Annotated in this window: 11 protein-coding genes; 5 read left to right on the plus strand and 6 right to left on the minus strand. The window is 66.9% G+C overall.

What is annotated here, in order from left to right:
- Positions 1–142: 142 nt before the first annotated feature.
- Entirely contained in the window at positions 143–4,105 is a 3,963-nt protein-coding gene (locus tag QQY66_RS27005) for a WD40 repeat domain-containing protein (RefSeq protein ID WP_301982881.1), read from the minus strand.
- A gap of 472 nt (positions 4,106–4,577) precedes the next feature.
- Positions 4,578–5,558 (minus strand): YafY family protein, encoded by a 981-nt coding sequence (locus tag QQY66_RS27010; RefSeq protein ID WP_301982882.1) that lies wholly within the window; start codon positions 5,556–5,558, stop codon positions 4,578–4,580.
- 135 nt (positions 5,559–5,693) lie between these two features.
- Here QQY66_RS27010 and QQY66_RS27015 point away from each other — a divergent pair, with 135 nt between their 5' ends.
- Both QQY66_RS27015 and QQY66_RS27020 read left to right on the plus strand, forming a co-directional pair.
- A complete protein-coding gene (locus tag QQY66_RS27015) occupies positions 5,694–6,089 on the plus strand; it encodes a RidA family protein (RefSeq protein WP_301987506.1) in 396 nt (131 codons plus the stop codon).
- Positions 6,090–6,158: 69 nt separating this feature from the next.
- Complete coding sequence (locus QQY66_RS27020) at positions 6,159–6,662, plus strand: hypothetical protein (RefSeq protein ID WP_301982883.1); 504 nt, start codon at positions 6,159–6,161, stop codon at positions 6,660–6,662.
- A gap of 804 nt (positions 6,663–7,466) precedes the next feature.
- Here QQY66_RS27020 and QQY66_RS27025 read toward each other — a convergent pair.
- Positions 7,467–10,874 (minus strand): RHS repeat-associated core domain-containing protein, encoded by a 3,408-nt coding sequence (locus tag QQY66_RS27025; protein ID WP_301982884.1) that lies wholly within the window; start codon positions 10,872–10,874, stop codon positions 7,467–7,469.
- A gap of 661 nt (positions 10,875–11,535) precedes the next feature.
- Between QQY66_RS27025 and QQY66_RS27030 the strand changes: the two genes are divergently transcribed.
- Entirely contained in the window at positions 11,536–11,673 is a 138-nt protein-coding gene (locus tag QQY66_RS27030; protein ID WP_301982885.1) for a hypothetical protein, read from the plus strand.
- A 515-nt stretch (positions 11,674–12,188) separates the two neighbouring features.
- On the opposite strand, the gene QQY66_RS27035 is transcribed toward QQY66_RS27030, so the two are convergent.
- The 3 genes from QQY66_RS27035 to QQY66_RS27045 are packed head-to-tail and all read right to left on the minus strand — an operon-like array spanning position 12,189 to position 21,159.
- Positions 12,189–14,984: an ATP-binding protein gene (locus QQY66_RS27035; RefSeq protein ID WP_301982886.1), complete on the minus strand. Its 2,796-nt coding sequence runs from the start codon at positions 14,982–14,984 to the stop codon at positions 12,189–12,191.
- Positions 14,985–15,025: 41 nt separating this feature from the next.
- Positions 15,026–17,710, minus strand: a complete 2,685-nt coding sequence (locus QQY66_RS27040; protein ID WP_301982887.1) for a DUF1156 domain-containing protein — start codon at positions 17,708–17,710, stop codon at positions 15,026–15,028.
- Positions 17,707–21,159, minus strand: a complete 3,453-nt coding sequence (locus QQY66_RS27045) for a helicase-related protein (RefSeq protein ID WP_301982888.1) — start codon at positions 21,157–21,159, stop codon at positions 17,707–17,709. The genes QQY66_RS27040 and QQY66_RS27045 overlap by 4 nt, the downstream gene beginning before the upstream one ends.
- 161 nt (positions 21,160–21,320) lie before the next feature.
- Here QQY66_RS27045 and QQY66_RS27050 point away from each other — a divergent pair, with 161 nt between their 5' ends.
- Entirely contained in the window at positions 21,321–22,661 is a 1,341-nt protein-coding gene (locus tag QQY66_RS27050; RefSeq protein ID WP_301982889.1) for a helix-turn-helix domain-containing protein, read from the plus strand.
- A 199-nt stretch (positions 22,662–22,860) separates the two neighbouring features.
- Positions 22,861–24,051 (plus strand): hypothetical protein, encoded by a 1,191-nt coding sequence (locus tag QQY66_RS27055; protein ID WP_301982890.1) that lies wholly within the window; start codon positions 22,861–22,863, stop codon positions 24,049–24,051.
- Positions 24,052–25,135 lie beyond the last annotated feature (1,084 nt).

The following is a 25,135-nucleotide window of genomic DNA, read 5'->3' on the forward strand; positions in this document are numbered from 1 at the left end:
AACGTCCGCAAACGTCCGCACGAAAAGACCCGATCGCTGGCGACGGGGGATGCACCAGCGATCGGGCTATGGCCAAGGCTAACAAGGCTGCGAGTGCTGTGGGAGGCGACTGCTCAGCCACACCATCGCGTTGTGATCGGGATCACTGGCGGCACGGCGGCTCGTACGACAGACGGGGCAGGTACTCCTGCCATTTCTCCCGGGTCAGTACGCCGTGGGTGGCCGAGCAGATCCGGCTGATCGCCTGGTCGACGTCCAGATTCCACAGCCGTACGGTGTCGGAGCCGCTCGACACCCCGAGCATGTGGCCTGCGGGGCTGAACGACAGGAAGTTGCCCGTCTTGGCGTTGGGGCTCATCGACTGGCCGATGGGGCTGGCGTCGGCGGGGTCGGTGACGTTCCACAGGCGGACCGTGTTGTCGTTGCCGCCGCTGGCCAGGGTGCGGCCGTCGTGGCTGAAGGTGAGCGACACCAGCGCCTCGGTGTGGCCGGTGAGGGGACGGCCCAGCAGGGTCGCCCCGTCGGGGTCGGTGACGTTCCACAGGCGGACCGTGTTGTCGTCGCTGCCGCTGGCCAGGGTGCGGCCGTCCGGGGTGTAGGCCAGGGCGTTGATGGGGCCGAGGTGCCCGGTGAGCGGTTTGCCGAGCGGGGTCGCGTGGCGCAGGTCGGTGACGTTCCACAGCCGGATCGTGAGGTCGGCGCTGCCGCTGGCCAGGGTGCGTCCGTCGGGGCTGAAGGCGAGGGAGTTGACGTACCCCTTGTGACCGGTGAGCGGCTTGCCGAGCGGGACGAGGTGGGCCGGGTCGGCGGCGTTCCACAGCTGGATGGTGCGGTCGTCGTAGGCGCTGGCGAGGGTGCGGCCGTCGGGGCTGAAGGCGAGCGAGTCGGGGCCCGAATACCGCGTGTGCAGCAGGACCGGCTTGCCGTATGCGACGGGGTGGGCGGGGTCGGCGATGTTCCACAGCTGCACCGTGTTGCGGACGCCGGTGAGGACGGCGAGGGTGCGGCCGTCGGGCGAGAACACCAGCAGCCGGATGTCCCGCTCCCCGGTCGTGAACGGCTTGCCCAGCGCCACGGGCCGGCCGGGACTGGCCACGTTCCACAGCCGGATCTTGCTGTCGCCGCTGCCCGTGGCGAGAATCTTCCCGTCCCGGCGGAACGCCCCGATGCGGCCGATCATGTCCGACCGCGGGATCGACCAGAGCCGGGCCTTGCCGTCGCCGGTGCCGGTGGCGAGGGTACGGCCGTCGGGGCTGAAGCCGATGGCGTACATCTCCCCGCTGCTGCCCGCGAGCGGCATGCCGACCTGCGACGGATACGCCGGATTGCGGACGTTCCACAGACTCGCCGTGCTGTCCGCGCTGCCTGCGGCGAGCATGCTTCCGTCCGGGCTGAAGGCCACGGACCAGATGGGGCCGGTGTGCCCGGTCAGCGGCGCGCCGAGCGCGGTCGCGTGGGCACGGTCGGTGACGTCCCACAGCCGGATGGTGTTGTCCGAGCTGCCGCTGGCGAGCGTGCGGCCGTCGGGGCTGAAGGCCACGGAGTGCACGGTGTCGGTGTGGCCGGTCAGCGGCGTACCGATCCGTTCCGGACGGCGCGGATCGTCCATGTCCCACAGCGTGACCGTGTTGTCGTCGCCGCCCGCCGCCAGCGTGCGCCCGTCGGGGCTGAACGCCACCGAGCGCACGGGTGCGGTGTGGCCGGTCAGCGTGCCGAGCGTCCTCGGCCGTCGTATGTCGCGCACATCCCACAGACGTACGTTCCGTTCCTCGTCGGCGGTGGCCAGCGTGTGCCCGTCCGGGCTGAAGGCGACCAGGTAGATCGTGCCGTCGTGCCCGGTCAGCGGGGCGCCGAGCGACCGCGGACGGCTCGGATCGCTCACGTCCCACAGCCGGAGCGTGCCGTCGTCCCCCGCGCTGGCCAGGGTCTTCCCGTCGGGGCTGAAGACCGCGCTGCTCACCCAACTGGTGTGCCCGGTCAGGGGTTTGCCGACGGCCTTGGGCCGGGTCGGGTCCGACACGTCCCACAGGCGTACGGTCCGGTCGTAGCTGGCGGTGGCCAGAAGCCGGCCGTCCGGGCTGAACGTGGTGAGGTAGACGGCGCCGGTGTGGCCGAGCAGCGGTGTGGCCAGCGGTGCGTTGACGATCGAGATCAGCCGGTTGTTGGCGTCCGCGTCGTCCGGCCGCAGCCGATGCGCCACCAGGCCGAGCTGCGCGGACAGCGACGGATCCGTGGACTGCACGCGATCGGACTCGGCGAGCACCTGCGCGAACACCGCGTCGTCCCGCTGCTGTATCGCGACCACCGCCGCACCGACGGCCACGACCGCCAGGACCACCAGCGCCGCGACCGCACCCCGGCTGATCCAGACCACGCGCCTGCGCAAGCGCACCGACGCCGCCAGGAACTCCACCGCGCTGCGGGTCAGGAAGGTGTCCCCGGCGGACTTGGCCCAGCTGTGGGCCTGCTCAAGCCGGGAACCCCGGTACAGCAGCGCCGTGTCGCGGTTCGAGCCCTCCCAGGACCGGCTGTCCTCCTCCAGCCGCTGACGCAGCAGATGGTCGCTGCGGCCCTCGTCGATCCAGTCGCGCAGCCGCGGCCAGGCGTGCAGCAGCGCCTCATGAGTGATCTCCACGCTCTCCGCGTCGAGCGTCACCAACCGGGCCCTGACCAGCGCCTCCAGCGACTCCTCCGTCTTGTCGGGGTCCGTCGACTCCTCCGCGAGCTGCCGCCGGGTCCCGCGCCTGCGCGTGGCCTGGGTGTCCTCGCCCAGCCGGACCAGCCTGAGCAGCAGCAGCCGCGCGGCCGTACGCGCCGCCGGGTCGAGGCCGGACCAGGCCCGCTCCGCGGTCGCCGCCACCGCGCCCTGGATTCCGCCCGCCGCCCGGTAGCCCGCCAGCGTCAGCCGGCCCGCCTTCCGGCGCTGCCAGGTGGCGAGCAGGGCGTGGGAGAGCAGCGGCAGCACACCGGCGTCGTGCGCCCCACGCAGGCCGTCGGCGCTCACCTCACGGACGATCAGTTCCGCAAGGCCCGGTTCCAGCTCCAGGCCCACGGCCTTGGCGGGACCGGTCACCGCCTCGCGCAACTCGGCCGTGGTCAGCGGCCCGAGCACCATGTGCCGGTGCTGCAGCGCGTCGGCCAGCTCGGGATGGGCGAGGCACTGCTCGTAGAAGTCGGCGCGTATGCCGAGGACCACGAGGACGGGGGCGGGGCCGTCGGAGGCGGGAGCGCACGCGGCGTGCAGGAGCTGGATGAACGTACGCCGGTCCGCCTCGTCGGAGCAGAGGGTGAAGGCCTCCTCGAACTGGTCCACGATGACGACGGGGCCGGTGGGGGAGGAGGGCCGCGCCCATTCGGCGACGGCCTCCCGCACTGCCTGCGTATCCACGTCCGGAGTGGAGACGAGGGGCGCGAGCTCGGGTATCCGTTCGGTCAGCTCGGCGAGCGGATGGGCGCCCGGCACGAGCTGCACCACCTCCCGCGCGTCCTGTTCCAGCGCCGGCACCAGACCGGCGTTCAGCAGGGAGGACTTGCCCGCACCCGAGGCGCCCACGAGCATGACCAGGCCGCCGGTCTTCTCCGCCGCGCGGAGCTGCGCCATGAGGGCGTCGGTGCTCCGCTCCCGGCCGAAGAACCACCGCGCGTCCTGCTGCCGATAGGAGGCGAGCCCCCGGTACGGACACACACCACCGGGTACGGCCGGGGCGTCGCCCGCGGACCGCTCCCCCTCTTCCCCTTCCCCGGACACGGCGGCACGCTCCCCGATGGGATCGGCCACCGCCTGCTCCCAGATGCGCTGCCACTGAGCCAGGTCGTACAGGCCGGCCGACACCGGAGTGGGCCGCGCGCGCCGCGCCTGCGGGATCAGGATGTGCAGCACCGCCGCGAGGGCGGCGAACTGGGCAGGTACGTTCTTCGCCCGCCGCCAGTCGCTGATCCGCTGCGCGGACACCCGTACGGGCCGCCCTCGCTCATCGACCCGCTGCAGCTGTACGACCGCCTCGGCCACGCGCTTGAGGGGAGGGTTGCCGGCCTCCCGGTACAGCAGCGCGAGGCGCTCCGCGAAGGCTGTGCGTGCCCCTGAGTCGGAACTCAAGGCCTCCACCCCTTTACTTCCCCCGCAGCTGGACATCCGGACCGGAAAACTCACCTTATACGGCTGACCTGCGAGGAAGGGCTGGACCGGACACCGGAACCTCCTCGTTGTGGGCCTGAAGGTGGCAGGATCACGACGCAGTAGCGAACCGACTGCACGCCGTTATGACAGGCCACCAGCCCAGTGCTCGGAGACGCAGCCTATGACGCCGTTCGTTCTCGGCCAGCTTCCGCCGGAGTTACCGGAGTTGCCGGACGGTGGTGACGGACCCGTCCAGAGGGCCTGAGAGATCCGTGGAGCCGGTCCCCTCCGGACCCGCTCATCGCCGACCACGGATCCCGCCCCGCCCCGGTCCGCGCCGTATCAGCGCGAACCGAGGCCCCGCGCGTCGTACGGAACCGGTCCCCACGTGGGGAGGGACCGGTTCCGCACGACGCTGCGAACGCTCTGCCGGTCCGGGTCCATTGGTACCGATGGAAGTTCAGGCGGGCACGGAGTCTCCGTAGCGGGAGGCCATCGCGGCGGCACGGTTGCGCAGGGAGATGCGCAACGACTGCGGGGACAGGGCCTCCGCGTCCGTGCTGAGCTGCCACAGCGCCCATTCGGCGTGTCGTGAATCTTGGAAGGTCACCTCCAGCCGCAGCCAGCTGTCTGCGTCGGGTTCTTCCGCGCGGACGGCCAGCACGGTGTCCAGCAGTTCCTCCCGCCGCGCCGGATTCACCCGTACCAGCACGGTGATGTGGTCGCCGTCGGAAAGAAACTGCGCGGAGCGTTCCCGCCAGATCCGGTCAAGATCGACCCGGTTCGGTCGCTGTGCCGCTTCGGGGAGCTCCTCGGCGGCCATCACCCGAGACAGCCGGTAGGTGCGGTCCGCACCAGATCTCGTGGCCAGCAAGTAGCCCCGGTCGCGTACGGTGACCAGCCCGATCGGGTCCACCGTGCGCCACCGTGGTGTCTGGCCCGTGGCCGCGTAGTGGATGCGCAGCTTGCGTCCGGCGAGCACCGCGCGCCGGACCTCGATCATGGTGGAGTCGGGTACCTCCTCAGTGACCGGCCGACGTGAGAGCAGGTCGGTCTCCGGCTCGACGAGAATGCGCTGGACCGCGTCGCTCGCGGTGGCCCGATGGCTTTCGGGCAGCGCGTCGACCACCTTCCGCATCGCCGAAGCGAGCGCCGAGCCGAGGCCGAACACCTGCTCGCCGCGCCCCGATCCGGCGGTCAGCAGGGCAAGGGCCTCGTCGTGGTTCAGACCGGTGAGCTCGGTCCGGAAACCGGGCGACAACACGAAGCCACCGTGCCGGCCGCGTTCGGCATAGACCGGCACGCCGGCCGCGGACAGTGCCTCGATGTCGCGCAGCACGGTGCGGGTGGATACCTCCAGCTCGCGGGCCAGCGTGTCCGCAGTCAGCCGACCGCGCTGACGCAGCAGCAGGACGAGCGAGACCAACCGGTCGGCACGCATACGAGAACTCTACTGAAATACATGACCAAGGATGTCGTGATTCGCTGCGAGGCTCGTCGCACGACGTCGAAGCCGACGGCTACCGAGCCGATGGCCGTACGTACTCCCCATGAATCGAATGGAGCTGACGTGGCAGTGGAACGAACGGCGGTCAACCCGGTGACGTGGTCGGTGGAGATGGGCTTCAACCAGGGTGAGGTCATCTCCGGACACACCCGGACCCTGTACATCTCGGGGCAGACCGCGATGAGCGCCGACGGCAAGCCCCAGCATGACGGCGACATGGCGGCGCAGTTGGCGCTGAGCATCGACAACCTGGAGGCCGTGCTCGGCGAGGCCGGCATGTCTCTCACCGACCTCGTCCGGCTCAACGTCTACACGACCGACGTCGACCTCCTTTTCCAGCACTACGGCGTACTGGCGGCGCGGTTGGGCACCGCCGGGGTGGCACCGACCACCACGATGCTCGGGGTGACGCGGCTGGCGATCCCGGGCCAGATGGTCGAGCTTGAGGGGACCGCTGTCGCGTGACGTGACGTCACTGCCTGGCCGGGCGGCGGTGGGGAGGGGTCCCGTTCGTGGCGGGGTTCAATGGCGCCCATGATGCGTAGAACGCGATCCACCGCCGTAGTCGCCGTTTTCGTCGCCGCCGTGTTCGCCGCCGTTACGTCGTGTTCCTCGGATTCTTCGGACGGGTCCGCTGACGAGGGCCGGCCCAGTGGGGCCCGCTCCGGGGCACCGGCGTCCGACCCCACGGAGACGGCCACGCCGTCGCCCTCGCCGACCGGGCCGTGCGCCGACGGAACGTGCGAGATCGAGATCGCCGTGGGGGACGTCGTCACCGTGCCGGAAACGTACGGCCTCGGGCCGATCGAGGTGAAGGCGATCACCGGCAGCGAGGTCGAGATGGTCGCGCCGCTGACGGGGTCGGGCTTCAGCGTTTCGGGCTGTTCCGGTGGCGGCGGCGTGTCGTCGGAGGGCAGCGGCGGCGTCGGCCTCACCTGCGGCGAGGGACCCGCCGCGACCATCAACGACGCCATGAGCCTGAAGGTCGTGAAGATCCTCGACTCCGCCGCCGTCCTCCGCATCGAACCCGCCGGGTGACGTACGGCGTGCAGCTGTTCGGACAGGCGCTGGATCACCCGCTCGGCGACGGCGAGTTCGTCCAGTTCCTCGGGAGCTCCGACCTGGCGGTCAAGGCGATCGTCGTCGACCAACCACAGGGGGAGCCGGATTCCGAACCCCGGTTTGCAAATGGCCCCAAACGGCCCCGGATGAGGTTCCGGAACAACACATCCGGGTCACCTGTCGCGCAATGACGGCGAGCACTGCGTCGATCGCGTACTTGTGGCCGTACGACTTGGCGTCGGCCAGGAGCCGGCGTTGCCTGGCGGGCCTCGTCGTTTCCGATCCGATGTCGACGACCGGTCGCCGCGTACCGCAAGGGACAGGGCTCCACAGTCCAGCACGAAGACGCTTCCGGTGGTTCGACGCCGCTCGTGTTCGGCGTCGAGTTCCTCCAGCTCGTCGAGCGTCCGATAGCTCCAGGGTGCCCCGCAAGTGTGGTGCGACAGCCAGACCAGGGGCAGGCCGCGGAAATCAATGCCGAGGGCTGCCCGCTACGGTTGTCCCTTCTTCATGCGCCTCATGAAGAGAGTCACGCATGCCCAGAAAAGGATGAAGGCTGCGACGAGAATCCACCCGCGGGGCTTTCCCATGGACAGGGTCATGATCGAGAAGAGTGCAACCCCTAACAGAGTGAAGATGTTCAGGAGCTTGGTGTAGAACCGGATCCCTGCCTGCTGTTCCATCGTCCAGCCCAGGCGGACCATTGTGTTCACCTTTCATGCGTCGGATTCAGGTGCTGGGGTGGAACCCTTTCCGGGTTCCACCCCAGCAAGTCATGTGCTAGCCGAGGGCCCATTCAACGGTACTGGAGGCAACTTCGCCGGCCGCCCATGAACCGGCGAAGCAAACCGCCTGCCCTGCTACGGCCGACGCTCCAGCCGTTGGGATGGCGCCGCCCAGCATGACGAGTTCGCAGCCGACCAAGAAGGCGCCGCCGCCGATGAAGCCTGCGACATCCCCCCACATTCCGACCGTGTCCCCTGTGGCCAGTTTCGTGATGGCACTCACGCCGTCGCCGGCCCACCCGAGTGCGTCCACGCCGCCGCCGAGCGCGTCCACCAGTCCGCCGAAACCGAACAGACCGCTGGGGTCGATGATGTTGGTCGGGTCACCGGATGCGTAGAGGTAGGGGTTGGCCTCCAGGCCCGATGGGTCGGGCTGGGTGAAGCGGCCGAGGTTGGCATCGAAGTAGCGGGCGCCGAGGTGGTAGAGGCCGGTCGGGTCCTGGTAGCCGCCGGCGAACCGGTAGGGCTGGGGGACTCGTTCGGTGGCGCCGGTGACGCCGCGAGGGCTGTAGGAGTAGGTGTTCACTTTCTCGCCGTCCGCATTGACCACTGCCTCGATGCTGCCGATGGCGTCGGCGAGGTAGTAGTACGTGGCGTCCTTGGTGCGGAACGAGTTGAGGGTGCCGCCTGGCTCGCGCGTGAAGTTGGTGTCCACACCACCGCTGCTCTGGGCGGACAGGCCGAGCGGCCCGTGGTGGAAGAGCGTGCCGCCGAACTCGGTGCGCTCGGAGTTGTCCGTGCTGCCGTAGCGGCCCTTGTAGGTGGTGCCGCCCTGTGTGATCGATGTCAGCTGGGAGTAGTCGCTCCACTGGCCGCCGGTGCGGGTCAGTTCGGCTGTCGGGGCGGCCGCGGTCTCGTTTCCGGCGCCGTCGTACGACCAGTTGGCGGTCGATCCGTTCTTGCCGGTGATCTGGGAGGCGTCGTTGTAGGTGTACGTGGAGCCGCCCGGGCAGCCGGCGGCGGTGCCCTGCGAGGTGAGGTTGCCCGCGCCGTCGTAGCAGTACAGCCAACTGTTGTCGGCGGCGCCGTTCTTGGTCTGCCTGGTGAACGTCAGACGCCCGGCGGAGTCGTAGGTGTAGGCGCGTTCGAGGCCGGTGACGGCGTCGGTCCGGGTGCGGATCTTCGAGCCGTCCTTGGTCGTCGACCCGCTGGTGTACGCGTAGGTGTACGCCAGGTCCATCAGAGTGCCCTTGGGCGAGGTCGCCTTGATGGCAGTGACCCGGTTGGACTTGTCCCGGGTCGTCGTCGCGACCGTGCCGCCCGGGTAACTGACCTTGGTACGGGCGTCGTTGGCGTTGTACTCGTAGCCGGTCTTCTGCCCGAAGCCGTCGGTGAGCGACTCCAGCTTGTTGGTCTTGGTGTAGGTGTAGCGGATCAGCCCGTTCGGGTCGTGGTACGTCTCCACGTTGCCGTCTGCGGTGTAGGTCAGGACGGTCTGGGAGCCGTCCTGCAGGGTGCGAATGGTCTCGCGGCTGAGCGGGTCGAAGTCGTAACGGACGATGCCGGTCGAGTCCGAGCGCTGCTTGAGGTTGCCGTCACCGTCCCAGGCATAGCTGACGGTGGAGTTGGTGCTGGACACCTTGGTGATCCGGTTGCGGTTGTCGTACACGTAGACGGTCTTGATGCCGCGCCCGTCCACGGACGTCTCCACCCGGCCCAGGCTGTCGTACGTGTACGTGATCGTGCCCAGCGGGTTGGGCGGAGTGACCTTGGTCAGGTTGCCCTTGGCGTCGTAACCGAACTTGGTGGCATGCCCGCCTGCGTCCTTCACCTCGCAGCGCTGGCCCTCGAAGCCGCCGCAGGTGGGCGTGGCAGGGTTGTAGGTGAAGGTGCGGGTGCCTCCCTCGGCGCCGGCGACCGTTTCCTTCGTGGTGTTACCGGCATCGTCGTAGGTGTAGCTGACCGAGGCTCCGTCCGCAGTGGTCAGCTTGCCCGGCACATCCGCGCCCGCGATGGTCCGGTACGCGGTCAGCGTCGAGGTGGCGCCGGTCGGCAGTTTCGCGCTGGTCGGGTTGGATCGGGCATCCCAGCCATACGCGGTGACGTTGCCCGGGGTGCTGCCGACCCCCATGGCGTCCACGGCGGTGGTCACGTTGCGGTTGGCGTCGTAGGTGCGCTCGCGGGAGTGGCCGAGCGCGTCGATGACCTTGGTGATCTCGCCATCGGCCGCGTAGGTGTAGGTGGTGGTGTCGCCGACCGGGTCGGTGACCGTGGTGGTGCCGGCGGTGTTCGGGGTGTCCGACGAGTAGCGGTAGTTGTAGGTGGGGCCGGTCTCGCCGGAGCCGTCGAAGGCAGTGGCCCGCTTCATCGAGGTGACCCGGTTGCGGCTGTCGTAGGTGAAGACCGTGACCCGCCCCTCCGGGGTGGTGATCTTCGTCAGGCGGCGGTCGGCGTCGTAGCCGAAGACGGTTGCCTTGCCCTCGGCGTCCGTGGTCTTGGCCAGGTCGCCGGACGGGTTGAGGTCGTAGACCACCGTGCGGCCGGAGTTGTCCTTCGCCTGCCACTGCGAAGCGTCCGTCTTGAGCAGGTCGATCCAGCGGCCCGAGCGGCTGTCGGTGAGCTTGAAGCCCTTGTGATCGGTGCCCTCGTCGTGCTGATCGACCAGGATGTGGCCGCCGTTGCGGTCAGTCGTCTTCAGCAGCGTCCCGTACTGGCTGTAGGTGTCCTTGCGGCCCGAACCGCGCTCGGTGACCGTGAACTCGCCGTTGGAGGTCTGCGCCAGGTCCAGGCGGTGGCCCTCGGGTGTGGCGTAGCTGCCGTCGGCTTTCTTCGTGAAGGAGACGGAGCCGCCGGTGGCGTCGTAGAGGACGACCTTGCCGGTCTCGATCTGTAAGTACCGCTCGTAGTTGGCCCACCAGCGCTGGGAGATCTTGCCCCAGGGTGCGTCCATCGAGTTGTACGTGCGGTTGAGCTGGAGCTGCTGGCCGACCCCGGCGACCTGGAAGTCGGTCGCGGTGAGCATCAGGTTGCCGGACGAGTAGTTGATGCGGGCCACCAGAGAATCGGTGACGCGGACGTCGGATATCTGGTGCCAGGGAACCTGCCCCTGGCCCTTGGGCACCACGGCTTCAGCGGCGGCGAGCGACTTCGCGCCGGGTTGCGGTGCGCTCTTCCCGGCGAGGGCCCGCGTCTTCTGGGCGGCTCGCCACTGGGCCAGCGCGGCGGGCGCCTCCTTCTCGCGAACTGGCCCCGGGGCCCTGGTCGTTCCGACCTTGACCGGTGGCATCTTGGCCTTCTCGCCGTCCCTGCCCCAGGCCGAGACCGGCTTGTCGGCGTCATCGGGAGCGGCAACGGCTGGGATTGCTCCCACGGTGAGTGCAACGGCGACCGAGGCCGCCAGGGCGGTGCGTCTTGCATGAATCCGGGCGCGTCTGAACGACGTGCCGTAGGCACGTGACGACATGCTTCTCCTCAAGCAGACAAGTCCCAGCAGCCCCCACGGCCACTGGCTCCCGCAGGCTAAGCAGCACCGCACAGCCACCGCACAGATCAGGGGTGATGGTTGCTCGATATTTCAGCCCCGAATAATCAATCAAGAAAGGATAAAGTGACACCAAAGATTTGGAATGGAACGACTGAACGAGCCTGGCTACCAGCATGGTTGGCGCCCGAGCGACGATTGGCCTGAAGTCGCCCGCCACTGAAGCCGGCACATCCGAATCTCCGTCACCGTCAGCCTCGACCGCCCCGCCGGGAAGCCACCACGCGGACCGCGCACCGCGACCCCGAGCCCGGTCGCATGAGGCTCCGCCGACCTCTGAGCGGCTCACGGTCGAGGAACACGGGATGCGGGTGTGGCACTGGCTGGAACTGAGTATCGACACCTGGGGGCGCGCTGGCGTACAAAGCCGCCTCCCGGCAGAAAGCCTCGGGCAGGCCGACGCGCCTTTCAGGCTCTGCCGCTACGGCGTCGATCCAGGAGGAGGAAGCTGCCGCGGCCTACCAGGCGACCACGGTGGTGATCGTAGGCACGGACGCAGCGCAAGCCGATGACGCACGCGGCCGGCTGGCGTGGAACGAGCCAACCCGTCGGTGACGTAGCGAATCGCATCGAGCATCTGCCGGTGGCAGTAGCCCCCCCCCGCTGGCCGTCCCTGCCATCCAGCCGCACCGGCACCGGCACCGGCAACGCGTCCCGTACCACCTGCCAGTCCGCGTCCGTCATGTCCGACGGATATCTCCGCACCCTGTTCGGTCGGTGAGATCACCCGACCAGAGACCCTGCTCAAGCAGAACCGTCCTCATGATCGAAGGGCAACGGCTTCTCATGTACAAGGTGCTGTCTTTGCGTGTGGGGCAGTGGGAGCCGCCCGGGAGTCGATTCTGAAGTCGGCTCCCAGAGGGCTTCCAGGACGGCCCCAGAAACCACTCAGGGCCTGATCCGCTAAGCGGATCAGGCCCCTGACCTGGTACTTCACTGTCGGGGTGGCGGGATTTGAACCCACGACCTCTTCGTCCCGAATGAGGGTCGGTCAAGATCCTTACCTGCTCGGGATGATGTTTACGCAGGTCAGTGCGTTGGTGTCGATAGGTCTTGGGTGGTCCGGCAGGGACTCTGAGGGAAGATCTTCTCCCAATTTTCTCCCAGGCCATGGACCGACGGTTCGGTAGCAGGGGTCGCGCGTCGCATTGCACGAGCAAGTTTGCTTGAGTGTGTCGTCACTTGACGTTCCGAGGCCACGCCGTGCCCTTTGCTGCGGCATCGAAGACGTCGCCACTATTGTTCGTGCGCCTCAGCCCGGAGGCCAAGTTGGCCGAGGCCCTCCTCGACGACCAAGTCAATGACATGCGGGGGTATCGGCTTCGAGGATCGAACGGAAACGTTCAGCTCCACGCGTACGTCGGCGCCCTGCGCGGCGAAAGGCAGCACTGCCACTTTTACGACATCGCGAACTTTGTCGGCCGGGACATCTGTAATACGCAGTCGCAGACTGGTGGGCCCTGCTGAGGGCGTCCTTGGCGCTGGCTCCTCCGAGACTGTCGGCTCTCTGGTTTCGGGGGCGACAGACGTCCCCGTCCGCGTGCTACTGGCGACAGAAGGATGCGCGGGAGGTGCCTCAAGGTCCCGCAAAGCCTGGGCGCGGGCGGCCCGTACCAGCCAGGTGCCCGGCTGGAAGTCGATCTCATCCGGCGAGATCTCCTCCCCGATGCGGACCACTGCATCGGCCGCTTGCCAGGTGGAGCCCGAAATCAGGCCGAAGACTCCACGCCTTACCCCCTCCGTCAGACAGTCACGCAGCACTTCGGTAGACGCGAGTTTCGGAAGCCTTGGGAAGCGACGGAACGCTTTGAGCAGGTTCTCTATCTCGACAGCCTCCACGTCTGCCGGAAGCAGGTTGAAGCGGTCTGACAACAACGCAGCCGGAGCGAGCCTGTCCAGCAGACCGTCACCCGACCGCAGCCGTTCCGTAACTCTGGAGGTGACGGTCTCGCTGGCGCGGGCGGCCCCTAGGTCGAGGTGCTGTGTGGTGGGCGGAGAACCGCCCGTGCCATTGGCAAGCAAGAACGCATGGCGGTAGGCCATGGTGAGCAGCGCGGGAAGTCGATCCTCAGCGCGTGCAACTCTCTCTCGCAGGTCGGCCTGCTGTTCCTGATTGAACCGCTTCAGCCGGTGTACGTCGTCGCGCAGTTCGCGCATCGCCGCCAGAGTCCGTGCCAGTGCACGGGCACGGCCGAGGGCGCCGGTGTCGGGAGCGACTACGACCAGTGCGTTTTTGTTGATGCGGCCGGACTGGTCGTACTCGCTCAGGATCCGGTGGGCCGTGTCCCCAACGGTGCCTGGTTCGGAAGGCTCGACCCGGTGCTCGGGATCGAGCAGAGCGAGTGTCAGACGAGGTTCGTCACGGATGTCCGCAGAACTCAGGACGCCGGTCTGGGTGCGCCAAGGGGACTTGGCCGGAGCCACACTCTTGGTGGCCTCTTCCAATAGCTCGGCGATCGTGTCCTCGGGGACAGCGCTCTCGCGCTCCACGATGACCTTGTTCAGGTTGGGCTCGGTGGTGAAACGGTAGCGGCCGCCCTCGTAGCGCATGTACCAGGCGACATTCTTGACGGTGTCCCGGACATCCTCAAGGGCGCCGCGAGACAGCCCCGGTCGGCCTACGCCAACGGTCATCTGGGCGTCAGATGCACCCAGGACCCTGTCGGAGCCGAAGGAGTTGACGAAGGCTGTCGTGGCGAGCTTGGTCGCGAGTCGCAGCTTCTCGATCTCGCCGCCGCGGCGCTGGTCCTCGATGCGGGCTCGCGAATCCTCTCGAATGATGTCGGCGTTCAGAGCCGACAGATAGGAGCCACCGGTGATCTTCAAAATCTCGGCCCGCACCCCAGGATCATGAAGAGGGATGTCTCCCGGGTGGATGAGTGGGGAGACGCGCCCCTCCGCATGGAGAGCCTTGATGGTGTGCGCGAGGGTGCGCAGGGCTCCGCGCGTGCGCTGGAAGCCGGACAGCGAGCCCCAACGATGGGTGAGCAGGTCGATCAGCTCGGGGTGGAAGGGGTAAGCGGCCTCGATGCGGTCGCGGTAGACAGGATCGCGGTAGACAGCGGGGAGAGCGTCACCGAACTGCTCGGCGTAGTAGTCGCCGTAAGCATCCGCGACCGTACGGCGCTGGGCGGGAGTCCCAGTGCTCTGGAACAGCCGGGTGTGCAGGACAGGGAAGATGTCATCGCCTTCGACCGGAGTGATGACGTTCTCCGTCCGGCCGAATATCTTTGCCAATCGCTCCAGCAGATCCTCGTGGTTGATACCTGTGAAATCTTCGAGGTGGGAAGCGGTGAGGGTTGCGACCAGGCAGGCGCCAGGGGTATTGGCGACCGCCGTGGTCAACTCCTTTATGAAGACCAGCGTGTTGGTGGTCAGGGCGCCTTGATCGCCATCCGCGGTGATGGTCTTCGCCAGGTATTCGAGAGTCTCGTCCATGAGGATGAGGCAGGGCGTGTAGCGCTTGAGCAGGGCCACCAGATGAGCGGTGGAGGTCGCTTGGCGGGCCTCGTCCTCGGCCCGAACGTCTTCGTATGCCTCTTCCCCGCCAAGTTGAAAGGCGAGATGGCCAAGCAGGGTACGGCCCGGGGAACGGTTTGCCTTGGCACGATCCGGGCTCAGAGCGGAGCCGTCGAGGACTACGACAGTTGCCTGTGGAAGGCGGCCATCCGTGAGCGAGGGGGTGAGCTGGCGGGCGAGCCGGGTACGCGACAGAGCCCGGGCGCTGCCAAAGAGATGATAGGCGGACAGCAGGGTGTGGGTCTTTCCACCACCGAATTCCGTCTGCATCCTATGTACTGCCTTGGCGGCGGGGTCGCCGGCCAGTCGATTTCCAATCTCGACAAGAGCAGTGCGCAGATTGTCCGTCAAATACGTCTTCTGTACGAAGAGTTGGGCGTCGCGATAATCCTGCGGTCCCTCTCCCTTGCTGACCAGGCCCAGGTCCGCGGCGAACAGCGCCTCGTCGAAGGAGCCGTTGGCAATGTCCTGGTGCGGAGGGGCTATCTCGTTCCAACTCTTGAGGCCGGCCACGGGGTGGACTTTCCTTTCGTTGCGTGAGGTCTGGGGCGGCATCAGGGCTGGGTGCCAAACAGAGTGAGCTCCTCGAAGTCTGGGGAATACTTGGCAGCCCGTTCTGCCAGGTCGTCGCGGTTGCCGCCGAGACCGAGCAAGAGCGTGCGCTCCCGAGAGCCTTCTGGCAGGAGCTGGGTGACGGCGGTGACTAGTGCCCAGAAGGCAGGCTCGGTGCCCGCACCACTGGCGCCGAGTAGTGCGTCGAGTTCTTGGCGGCGGCCTTCGTCATAGAGCAGGCAGGCGGAGTGCATCACATCTACCCAGGAGGGACGCTGGCCGAGCGTGATGCCGCGGCGCTCGTGAGGTCCAAGCAGCTTGTAGTCGGAGCCGGACTTGCCTATCAGCCCTCCCCGTACGGTGAGGGCGTCCAGGTGAAGGTCGAAGGCGCGGCAAAGCATGTATGCCTCGTCCGCGGGAATTGCCAGACCGTCGTACGCCCAACGCCACGTGAGATAGAAGAGCGCACGACTGTCCAGGCGCTCCAGAGACTCGCCTCCGGTGAGCGACCTGGTGGCGTGTCGGGCCACAGCTTGACGAGCCAGCACCATCAGCTCGTCGACCCCTACCTCGTCTCCCGACAGGCGCAGAACACGGGAATAGCGGGCGAAGACTTCGAAGGCGGGGCCGATGGCCGAGACGAAGTAATCGGCGCCGGACAGTTTCATGTCATCGAAGACAGCAAGGCGTTCGGCGATCCGAGCATCCAGGTCGCGCACCACATCGTCGTAGAAGCCGTCGGTGGCATCACCCACTTTGCGGCAGACCAGCACCACCGAGGAGGCCAACACCGAGCCGACGTTGTCGGTGGTGCGTCCTGCCCGTTCGGACTGCATTGGCCAAGAGGTTGTGACCTTCAGGCCGGCCTGACGTAGGGCCCGCAGCAGATGTTCCCAGGCGGCGTTGTCGGTGTGGGCGAAGACCAATGAAACGATGCCGTCGTCCGCGACCACCCTGGCAACCTCGTCCAGGGCACGCTGAAGGCGGGCCTCGAATTCGTCGCGGGATATGTACTCGGCGGAGTCGCGCTGTGCCCGATTCTGGATTACCTCGGCACGCTTGGGAGTCAGTGCGGTGGCGAAGAGCTCGGGGTAGAGGTGCCCGATGGACCGCTTGAGCCAGACGTAGAAGAAGTCGGAGAGGTCGCCGTACTGAAAGGCGTCATAGTAGGGAGGGTCGATGATGACCGCGTCGAACTCACCGTCGGCGAAGGGGAGATGCTGGGCGTTGGCGCGCTGGACTCGGGAGGGATTTCCTTCGGTGGCGGCAGCACAGTGACGCAGCGACTGGGTGATCCAACCGAGGGCGCTTGACCAGCCGCTCGGACCAGCACCGAACGGGTCGATCTCGGTGAAATCCCAGGCCATACGGATGGACTGCTGGGGGAAGGTGCTTCGTGGCGCTTCGACGGTGGGCCGCCAGGTGACGAATGACGAGTTGTAGTCGACCACTCGATCGACCGCGAGTCCCAGATAGGTCGCCAGAGCCTGGGCCCGTTCAGGTTCGGTGCCACTTTCCAGCATGGCCGCGTGGGCGGACCGGACGGCCTGGGCCAGTATGCCGAGGACGAACCGCTGGCGGGGAGTGAACATGCCCGCCCAGGTGTCGATGCCGTAGGTCAATGAGCGGAGCGTCCGGAACTGTGAGCGCGTAACCAGTTCGTCAGGGATGGCGCTGGTCCCATCCGGATAGTCCTCCAGGCTCTCCGCCATGATTTCGGCCCGATCAACCGCGGCGTGATCGGCAGCCGTGGGCTCACGGTAAGTGCGTATCCCGTCGGGACCGATGTCGAGGACCGCATAAAGGTAGTGCCCAAATCCTTGCTCACGTGCATAGCCGCGCAGTTCTCGGTCCGGACGGGCGGTCCCGCAGACCGGGCAAGTGACGGTCACTTGGGAGCCGCGACTCGTCTTGGTGCCGAGCTTCCAGTCGCTGCCGTCGGCAGGCGGGCCTTCTGCGAGGCGCAGTTCGATCCGGTCCCGTTGTATGTCGTAGTCGAGACGAATTCGGTGCCGGGTGGAATCAGCGAGTTTTCGCGAGGAGATCAGCGGAATCGTCCGGCCGCAATGCGGGTCCGCGCACGGCACGGTGCGGGCCCAGAAGTACACGGCCGGTCTGGTGCCGTCATCTCCGCGCGGAAGAACCTCGGCAAGCCGGGCGTCCGCTGTCTCACGTACCCACTGGGCCCAGTGGGCCAACTCGTCGACGAACGGCCGCCCGCCGTCCTCGCCCACACCGCCGAAGCGAGCGGGGTACTCCAGGACGCAGCGCTGGATGAGATGGGCGACGGGGTTGATGTCGACAGCGGTGGTGTCGCACCCGAGGCGCGCGGCCTCCAGCGGGATCGCGCCCCCTCCAGCGAAGCAGTCAAGGACCTTGGGGGAACGCTCGGGCCAAGCGGTGGCGAGGGCAGCGCGCAACGGGGCCAGATAGGCAGGTCGGGAAGAAGCTTCGAAAGGAGCGGCCTGGCCGAGGTCGGTGAGCAGCCTCTCGCGGGCGTGTGTGCTGTCGGGCCCAGGGTCGGGGACCAGACTGGCGAGCACCACGCTCCGGGCCATGGCGAGGGGTCTACGAGCCCACCACAGGTGCATGGTGGAGATGTGGCCGTGTCGCAGGTGCTTTTCCCGACCAGAAGCCGCATTGACGGGGGCTAGCGGGAGCTTCTCCTCGATGAGCGCACGTTTCACTGTGTGTCTCCTCCCGCGGTTTGCGCTGCGTCGATGACGGGTCCTGGGGCGACGCTGTAGCGCACCTCATGCGTGGGCCGGAAGTTCCCGGCAAGGGCAACGGCCGGATCCTGGATGCGGTAGAGCCGGGGATGATCGGTGGCGCAGTCGAGCACCACGTAAAGCCAGTAGGCGGGCCCGAATTTGCCGGCAGCGATGTACTCGGACCAGGTGAGTTCGACGGACCCCACCCCGGCGCGCCCCTTCACCTCGATATATCGGGTGGTTTCGGCTCGCTGGGAGACAAGGTCGAAGCCCAGGTTGTCGGCTTCGACAGACCTGAGGTCCTCGGAGCCACGTGCATATTCGTGGTCCATGCTGACTTGCACGGCTATCCGTTCGATCTCCGGATCGCTGAGTCCGCGCCCATTCCCCGTTCGCTCAGCCCAGGCATCGACGGGACTGGATGATGGGGGCGGAGGCAAGAGCAGTGCCTGGGCGAGGACGGTGACAGGCCCGCGGTCAACTTGCCGCGTGCGAGCCGTGTCCGCGATCCGCCTGTCACGGCGTTCGAGTACTGTCCGCCGAATGAGCTCCGTCCTGCGATGACGGCCCTCGGCGCCGGCTCTCCCTGCCTCCAACTCCTCATCGAGATCCAGCAGTTCAGCGTCGTAGCGAGCCAGCAATGTACGGAACGAAGCGGTCAGGAACTCTTCTTGAATGTCGGCGGTGCGTGCACGGCGCTCTCGCACTTCGCGCAGTCGCGCCTCGTAGACATTGCCTCGCGCCCACGCGATGAGCTGGGATTCCGGACGGGCAGGCGCCAATCCTTCTCCAGTCGGCTGCGCGGATCTCCCAGGCAGTAGGTCGTACAGTGCGCCGCTCGTGGGGAGGAACTCGCTGGCGGCCTCGATGACAGAAGCCATGCTGCGGTGGACCGTCGAGCGATGACCGTCGGCGACTTCGCCTTCCAGGATGTGCAGCCGTGCGGGAGTGCTGAGTCCGGGATCATGGAAGACGGCGCCGCGCTGCAGAGCGCTCGCAGTCTGCTCGATGACCAAGTCCAAGATCGCCTCGAACAAGGGGTGCCCGGGACCGCAGAGTTCCGCTCGGGGCGCCCCGGACTCCGCGTCCTGAGCCAGCCGCTGGACGGCGACACTCTTGTCGAAGGTGACTCGCTCGTAGCTGGGCTGCAATTGGCGTAACGTGCCGAGATCACGGTCGCGAGCGATCAGGATGTCGGGGGTGCGGGAAACCCTGACACTGGCATGGTCCAGCCGTTCGCGCGCCTGGCCGTCCAGATGGTCGACGGCGTCAAGGAAGAAGCGTTTGAGATGTTCGGGAGGCAGTCGCCGTTCCTCCGCCCGGGCCGTCTCCTGGCGCTGTATCCGCCAGTCGATATGCCCTGTCACCAGGGCCTTCTCCGAGAGTGCGCGCATGCGCGCGATGAGCTGCTCGTCGAACTCGCCGTCGTCGGCACCGAATTGGGCTGCCGCGTCCTCGGATGTCCTCTCGCCTGATACGACGGCCTCAAGCAACTCGGGGAGCCGGTAGCCGGAAAGAATCTCGCCTATGACGTCGAAGACCTGGTCTCCCAGGGCTTCGTTCTGTCGCATGGTCTCGATCTTTCCGAGCACCGTGGCCAGTACGTGGCCCTCTTTGGTATTGGCCGCGACGAGATTGAAGATGTGAACGTCCTCGGTCTGGCCGATGCGGTGCACTCGTCCCATGCGTTGTTCAAGACGGTTGGGGTTCCACGGGATGTCGTAGTTGACCATGAGATGGCAAAATTGGAGGTTGATACCTTCGCCAGCCGCCTCGGTGGCAACCATGATCTGTGCATGTTCCCGGAAGTCACGCTCAGCCTGAACCCGCTCTGCCGGACGCAGACCACCGTGGATGACAGCCACGTCGAAGTGCGGGGACAGCTCGTGGACCAGAAAGTCCAGGGTGTCCTTGTGCTCGGTGAAGACCAAGAGCTTCTTCGAAGCGTCGTCGCCGACCCCGTACTGATCCAGGATCTTCCATAACTCCTGGAGCTTGATCTCCCCGCCCAGAAGCGCTGTCTCCTCGGCTTGTGCAAGCAGCGGGCGAAGAAGGCCGAGTTCAGCCTCGATCTCCTCAGGGGCTCTGAAGAGGGAGAGCTGATCGAGAGCCTGCTCCTCGAGCGCCCAGCGCTCGTCCTCGGGGCGGTCACCGTTGGTGTTCTTGTCCGGCAGGGGCCAGGTGACGTCCGTAGCTGTCGCTGTCGGCTGTTCCAGTTCCCGCTCCAGGCGCTCCACCCTGCGCTGCAGGGTTCGGCAGATGGCCCGTACAGAGGACGCCAGCCGCCGTTGCATGGTCGTGAGGGCGAAGCCGGACACGGACGCACGGCCGCTGTCGGTGCGCTCACGACGGATCTCAGCGAGACCCTGGGTGATGAACTGTGACACCCGGATGTACAGGTCGAGCTCGGCACCGGCGAGGTCATAGGCAACTGTGTGCGCGAAGCGTGGCCGGAAGAGGGGGTGGCCGCGCAGGTCCACCATCTGCTCCTTGGTGGTCCTGGAGTAGTGGTGCGGCATGATCTCTACGCGGTCGGGGCATCGGTCGCCGTATGCGTCGCGATCCAGAAGCCGCATCAGCCCCCACAGGGATTCTTCGCGGCCCGAGTGGGGAGTGGCCGTGAGGAGCAGCAGTCGTTCGGCGTGACGCGCAACGCGCTCAGCGGCCTTGTACCGGCCGGTGCGGTTGTCGATCGCCCCACGCTTGTTGATCTTCAAGGTGTAGCCGTGGGCCTCGTCGAGGACTGCCAGGTCCCAAGGGCGCTGTGCGGCGGCGAAGGATCCGAGGACTGCCTCAGTCTTCAGCAGATCGCGGGAGACGATGAAGACGCCGTCCGACTCCCAAGGGTTGGCCATGGGGTCCGCGTCCAAGGTGTCCCTGGTTAATCGGCGGGACGCGATCCGGAAACGTTCGTCGAGTTCGCGCTGCCACTGGAAGCCGAGATTGGCGGGTGCCACGATCAGCACCCGGTCGGCCGCACCGCGGAGCTGGAGCTCCTTGATGTAGAGCCCGGTCATGATCGTCTTGCCGGCCCCAGGATCATCGGCGAGCAGGAAGCGTAGCCGAGGCTCCTCCAAGAACCTGCCGTACACCGCCTCGAGTTGGTGTGGCAGCGGCTCGATGCTCGAGACGGAAAGAGCTCCCATATCGTTCTGGAAGCGCGTACGGATCCTGCGGGCTTCCACGCCAAGCCGGAAGACCCGCGCGTCCGAGTCGTACGGGCGCTCTCCGCCGGCGTCGACCACCTCGATGCCCGGGAGCTCATCCTCAGGCAGACTGACGCTCCGGAAGTCCCCGGCGTCGCCTTTGACGAGGAACTCCCAGTAAGTGCCTGGTTGAACCTGGACCACGGTGACAGGCTCGGTGTGTCCCGGCAGTCGTAATCGTGCGCCCGCGATCAGCTTCTGCGGGTCGAAAATTGACATCTACGCCCCTCCCCCGACAGGCCGCTGCGCCTCGACGACTCGTAGATCCGGAGAGCGTACACACCTTCGACAGAGAGTCACCCTTCAGGGTCTGTCTCAACGGCCGGTATGTATAGAAGGGTTGAGGGTTCGGTTGCGCCTTTCCGGCGTAACCTGCGCAGGTGACGGTGAGGATTCCCAGACTGGCTCAGCTGCTCGGCGCGGATTTCGACGGCCTGGATCGAAGCCATCTGGTCGAGCTTTGCGACCAGCGTGCGGCCGAAGACGTGGACCTGGACTTCAAGCAAGACAACGCGTACACCAAGGACGCCGATGGACTGGACGAGTTCGCCAAGGACGTGACGGCCATGGCCAACGCGCGAGGCGGCCTGATCGTTGTCGGCGTCACCGAGAATGACCAGGGCAACGCGGAGTGTCTGAACCCCATCGCGGTCAGCGACAAACTGCACAACCAGCTCGTCCAAGCCCTACGCAGTCGCGTGTTCCCGTTCCTGCCCCCGGACTTCCGCATACGCATGATCGCTGACAGCCCCACCACTCCGGACTGTGGCTACATCCTGATCGGGGTTCCGCGTAGTCCGGTCGCCCCGCACGCCGTCCGCCCCACCGGAGGCAAAGGGCAGCAACGGTACGGGTATGCGCGTCGCCTGGGCCGGACCACCGCCTGGTTGGACGAATCAGAGATCGCGGCCCTCTATCGCGACCGCTTCAAGCTGGCAGAAGACCACTCCCATCGGGTAACGGCACAGTTTGAAGACGACTGTGCATGGTTGGCAGCTCCCGCTGGCGGCAGCATCAGACTGGACATTTCTCTGGTCCCCACGGGACGAGCCGAGCGCCGTATAGACCGCACTTTCCTCCAGGATGTGCGGGGATTCCTCGGCGCATTGACACGCCCAGGGGTCGCCCCGTCGGCTGCTCTGTCCCGCGATCTACTGGGCCACGCCCCGGTGATCCGCCGAGGCCGCATGCGGATCTCCGGACCTGGCGTCCACGCCGTCTGGCACTCCGACGGCAGCGCTCACCTTCAGGTCGCTCTGACTTCGGACCCCGCGCCCGCGGCAGAGGATGTCGCCGCCCCCGTGCTGAACCTCACCCTTCTGGAATCTAGCGTGCTCTACGGGCTTCATCTCGCGTGCGCCTATGCAGAGTGGGCCGGAGCCTACGGAGATGCCGATGTACTCGCCGGCACTTCATCTCCTGACCAGGTGCTCTTGGACCGCACGCCGCTCAACGGAACCGCCCGCTTCGTGCCGGGGGTGCCAGTGTCGAGTGATACGGGAAGCCCCTGCCATCGCATCGGATATCTGGAAGCCCTGTGCAATGGAAGCATGCAAGTGCGCACGATGGCTCACGCCATTTCATCCGATTTGCTCGCCGACTACGGTGTGTATGAACCGACTCTGCTGAGGCCAGACGCGACTGTACGGTCGGAACGCCTCGCACAGCGCGAGCGAGCCGAGATGGAAGCGTGGCTCGCGTCCACGTCAGGCTCGAACTGAAACGATCCCGGATCGTTTCAGCGGGCAGAACCGGCCTGTTGGTGAAGCGCCCCAACTCGACTCGCTGGGAGCCAAGTTGGGGCCAGGCGGCAGATCACGGCAAGGACGATGGAGTCGCTGCTGTTGGTGGCTTCCGGTATTAAGCGATGCGGAAACGATCAGTGAACACGATCGCGAGATCACAGGGGTGGGGAAGCAAGTGACTGATCAGCCGGTATTCGTCCTGGGCAGCGATCTGCAGGCCCTGGAGCCAGCCGCATTCGAGACCGAGGCGGAGTTCCAGGAACTCCTCGCGCGGCATCCGCGGGTGCTGGATTTCGGCTCACTGGCCGACGGGCAGCCGTTGCGGCTGGTGCTGGTGGCGCGGGAGATGGGCGTCCCGACGAGCGCCGAGAGTGGGCCGGCGTACTGGCTGGACCATCTCTTCGTCGACGCCGACGGGGTGCCGACGCTCGTGGAGGTCAAGCGGGCGAGCGATACGCGCATCCGGCGTGAGGTGGTGGGCCAGATGCTCGACTATGCGGCGAACGGGGCGCGTTACTGGCCTGGAGCGCTGCTTCAGCGCTCATTCGAAGAGACCTGCGTCGCGGACGGCCGGACCCTGGAGGAGGCGTACGGGGAACTGCTCGGCGACCGTTCCCCGGAGGAGTTCTGGACGATGGTCGAGGAACGGCTGGCCGCAGGGCAGATGCGGCTGCTGTTCGTCGCGGACCGGATCCCGCTGGAGCTGAGGGCGATCGTCGAGTTTCTGAACCGGCAGATGCGGCAGACGGACGTGTACGCGGTCGAGTTGACTCAGTATCGAGGCGACGGCGATCTTCGCGTCCTGGTCCCGCGCATCCACGGGGAGGTCGCCACGGCGGCAAAGTCCCCTTCCGGTCGCCGCGCCGCGCAGAGGACCACGCGTGACGACATGGACACGGTGATACGGACTCGCCTCGCCCCGGAACCGAGGCGGATCGCGACCGCGCTGCTGGATCACGCCGCTGCCAGGGGACGGTTGGAGGGCGGTACGGCCCAGTACTCGAGCATGTCTGTCTACTATCCCGTCGCAGGCCGGCAGGTGCCGCTCTGGACGCTGTCCTTGTACGACAACCCCGTGAAGGAGGAACTTGCCTTCAGTTTCGGATCGATCACCCATCACCTCGGCCTTGACGGGGCGGCCGCGTTCGCGGAGTCTCTGCCGGCTGTTCCCGAGTTGGAGAAGAAGCTGGAGGTGCAACGAGAGAAAGGCCACAAGGGCTGGCTGTCAGTCCCGCTGACTGCCCTGGCAGCCGAACCTGGTGCGGTGGAGGGGATCCTGGCCGCGATTCAACAGCTCATGGATGGGCAGGAATCTTCGCCTGATCGGCTCGACAGAGCTGTCGGTCCCCAGGCAGGGCGACCGTAGGCACCGTGCCCGCTGGAAGGAGACATACGAGTAGGACGCGTTGCTTACGACGGCGAGGGAAGGACTGGGTCAGGGCCCTAGGCCCTCACTGGATTGGGTGGCCGCAAGCTTCTTCCGGCACAGGGGCCTGGCCGGGCTCGTAGCGTCGGCACCGTGACGAACAATTACGGAAGCCACGGCACACCACTGGCCGACTATCGGCTCACACGAACTGATCACCGCTGCCAGGACGAGAGAGAACGGAGGGATGAGTACATTCGTCGCGTGGTGGACAGTGCACCACCGTTGTCTGCTGAGACTGCCAGTAGGATTCGGGAGCTTTTGGGGCCTTTTCAGCCTCCGTCTCCGTCGGATTACATGCGCTGGCGGGTACGCCTCTACTGCGGTCATATCCAGGAGGTCGCGTGTCTCCTGAGCGAGACCAGGCCGCATAGCGCGGCGCGCTGCAGGGAATGTGGGAAAGATCCTTCGGTGATCGTGGCGTTCGAGCCCATCGGTCCCTTCGAGGAACTTCCCAGCGCATCGCCCGCCAGCCGCCGGAACACACGCCCTCGGCGTGCTCCAGTGAGCCGCCGTACCAAGGCAGAGTTGGAAGAGGAGAACACCGCGCTGCGAGCCGAGGTCGAATCGCTCCGCAGGCGAGTGGCCGGCGAACCCTCGCCGGAGTAACTGTGGCTGGCGGCGCGGAGGAGGTGGCCCTGAGACCCCCTCGAAGTGGGCATCCTCCCCCACAGCCGCGACGAGGGTCTATGACGTGGGCGACGGCGACTCAGCAAGGAGCTGCGCGACCTCCCGGGCGCCCCCGACAGGGTTACGCCTGCGCCGCCGTGCGTAGTCGCCGATGCTGGCTGGAAGACGGTCGAGACGTACGTCGACCGGGCGGCGCCGTTCGAGAGCCGTGTCCTGTGCGAGGGCTGGCGCAACGCTCTGGCTGCGGTCGAGCAGGGGAGGGCGGCCGGGATCGTCGCGCCCCTGCTCGTGATGCTTGGGCCATCTGGCGGAGGACAGGACGAACCTCGCCGCCTGGCAGGCCCGGACCGGAGCGCTGATCACGACGCCGTGGGCGGTCGTCGACGCTGCCGAC

This window comes from Streptomyces sp. DG2A-72 (genome assembly GCF_030499575.1).
GTDB lineage: Bacteria > Actinomycetota > Actinomycetes > Streptomycetales > Streptomycetaceae > Streptomyces.

Excerpts from the sequence above, each read along its gene's own strand:
- QQY66_RS27010 (WP_301982882.1), bottom strand. The coding sequence starts at position 5,558 with ATGCGTGCCGACCGGTTGGTCTCGCTCGTCCTGCTGCTGCGTCAGCGC.
- QQY66_RS27020 (WP_301982883.1), top strand. The coding sequence starts at position 6,159 with ATGATGCGTAGAACGCGATCCACCGCCGTAGTCGCCGTTTTCGTCGCC.
- QQY66_RS27025 (WP_301982884.1), bottom strand. The coding sequence starts at position 10,874 with ATGTCGTCACGTGCCTACGGCACGTCGTTCAGACGCGCCCGGATTCAT.
- QQY66_RS27045 (WP_301982888.1), bottom strand. The coding sequence starts at position 21,159 with ATGTCAATTTTCGACCCGCAGAAGCTGATCGCGGGCGCACGATTACGA.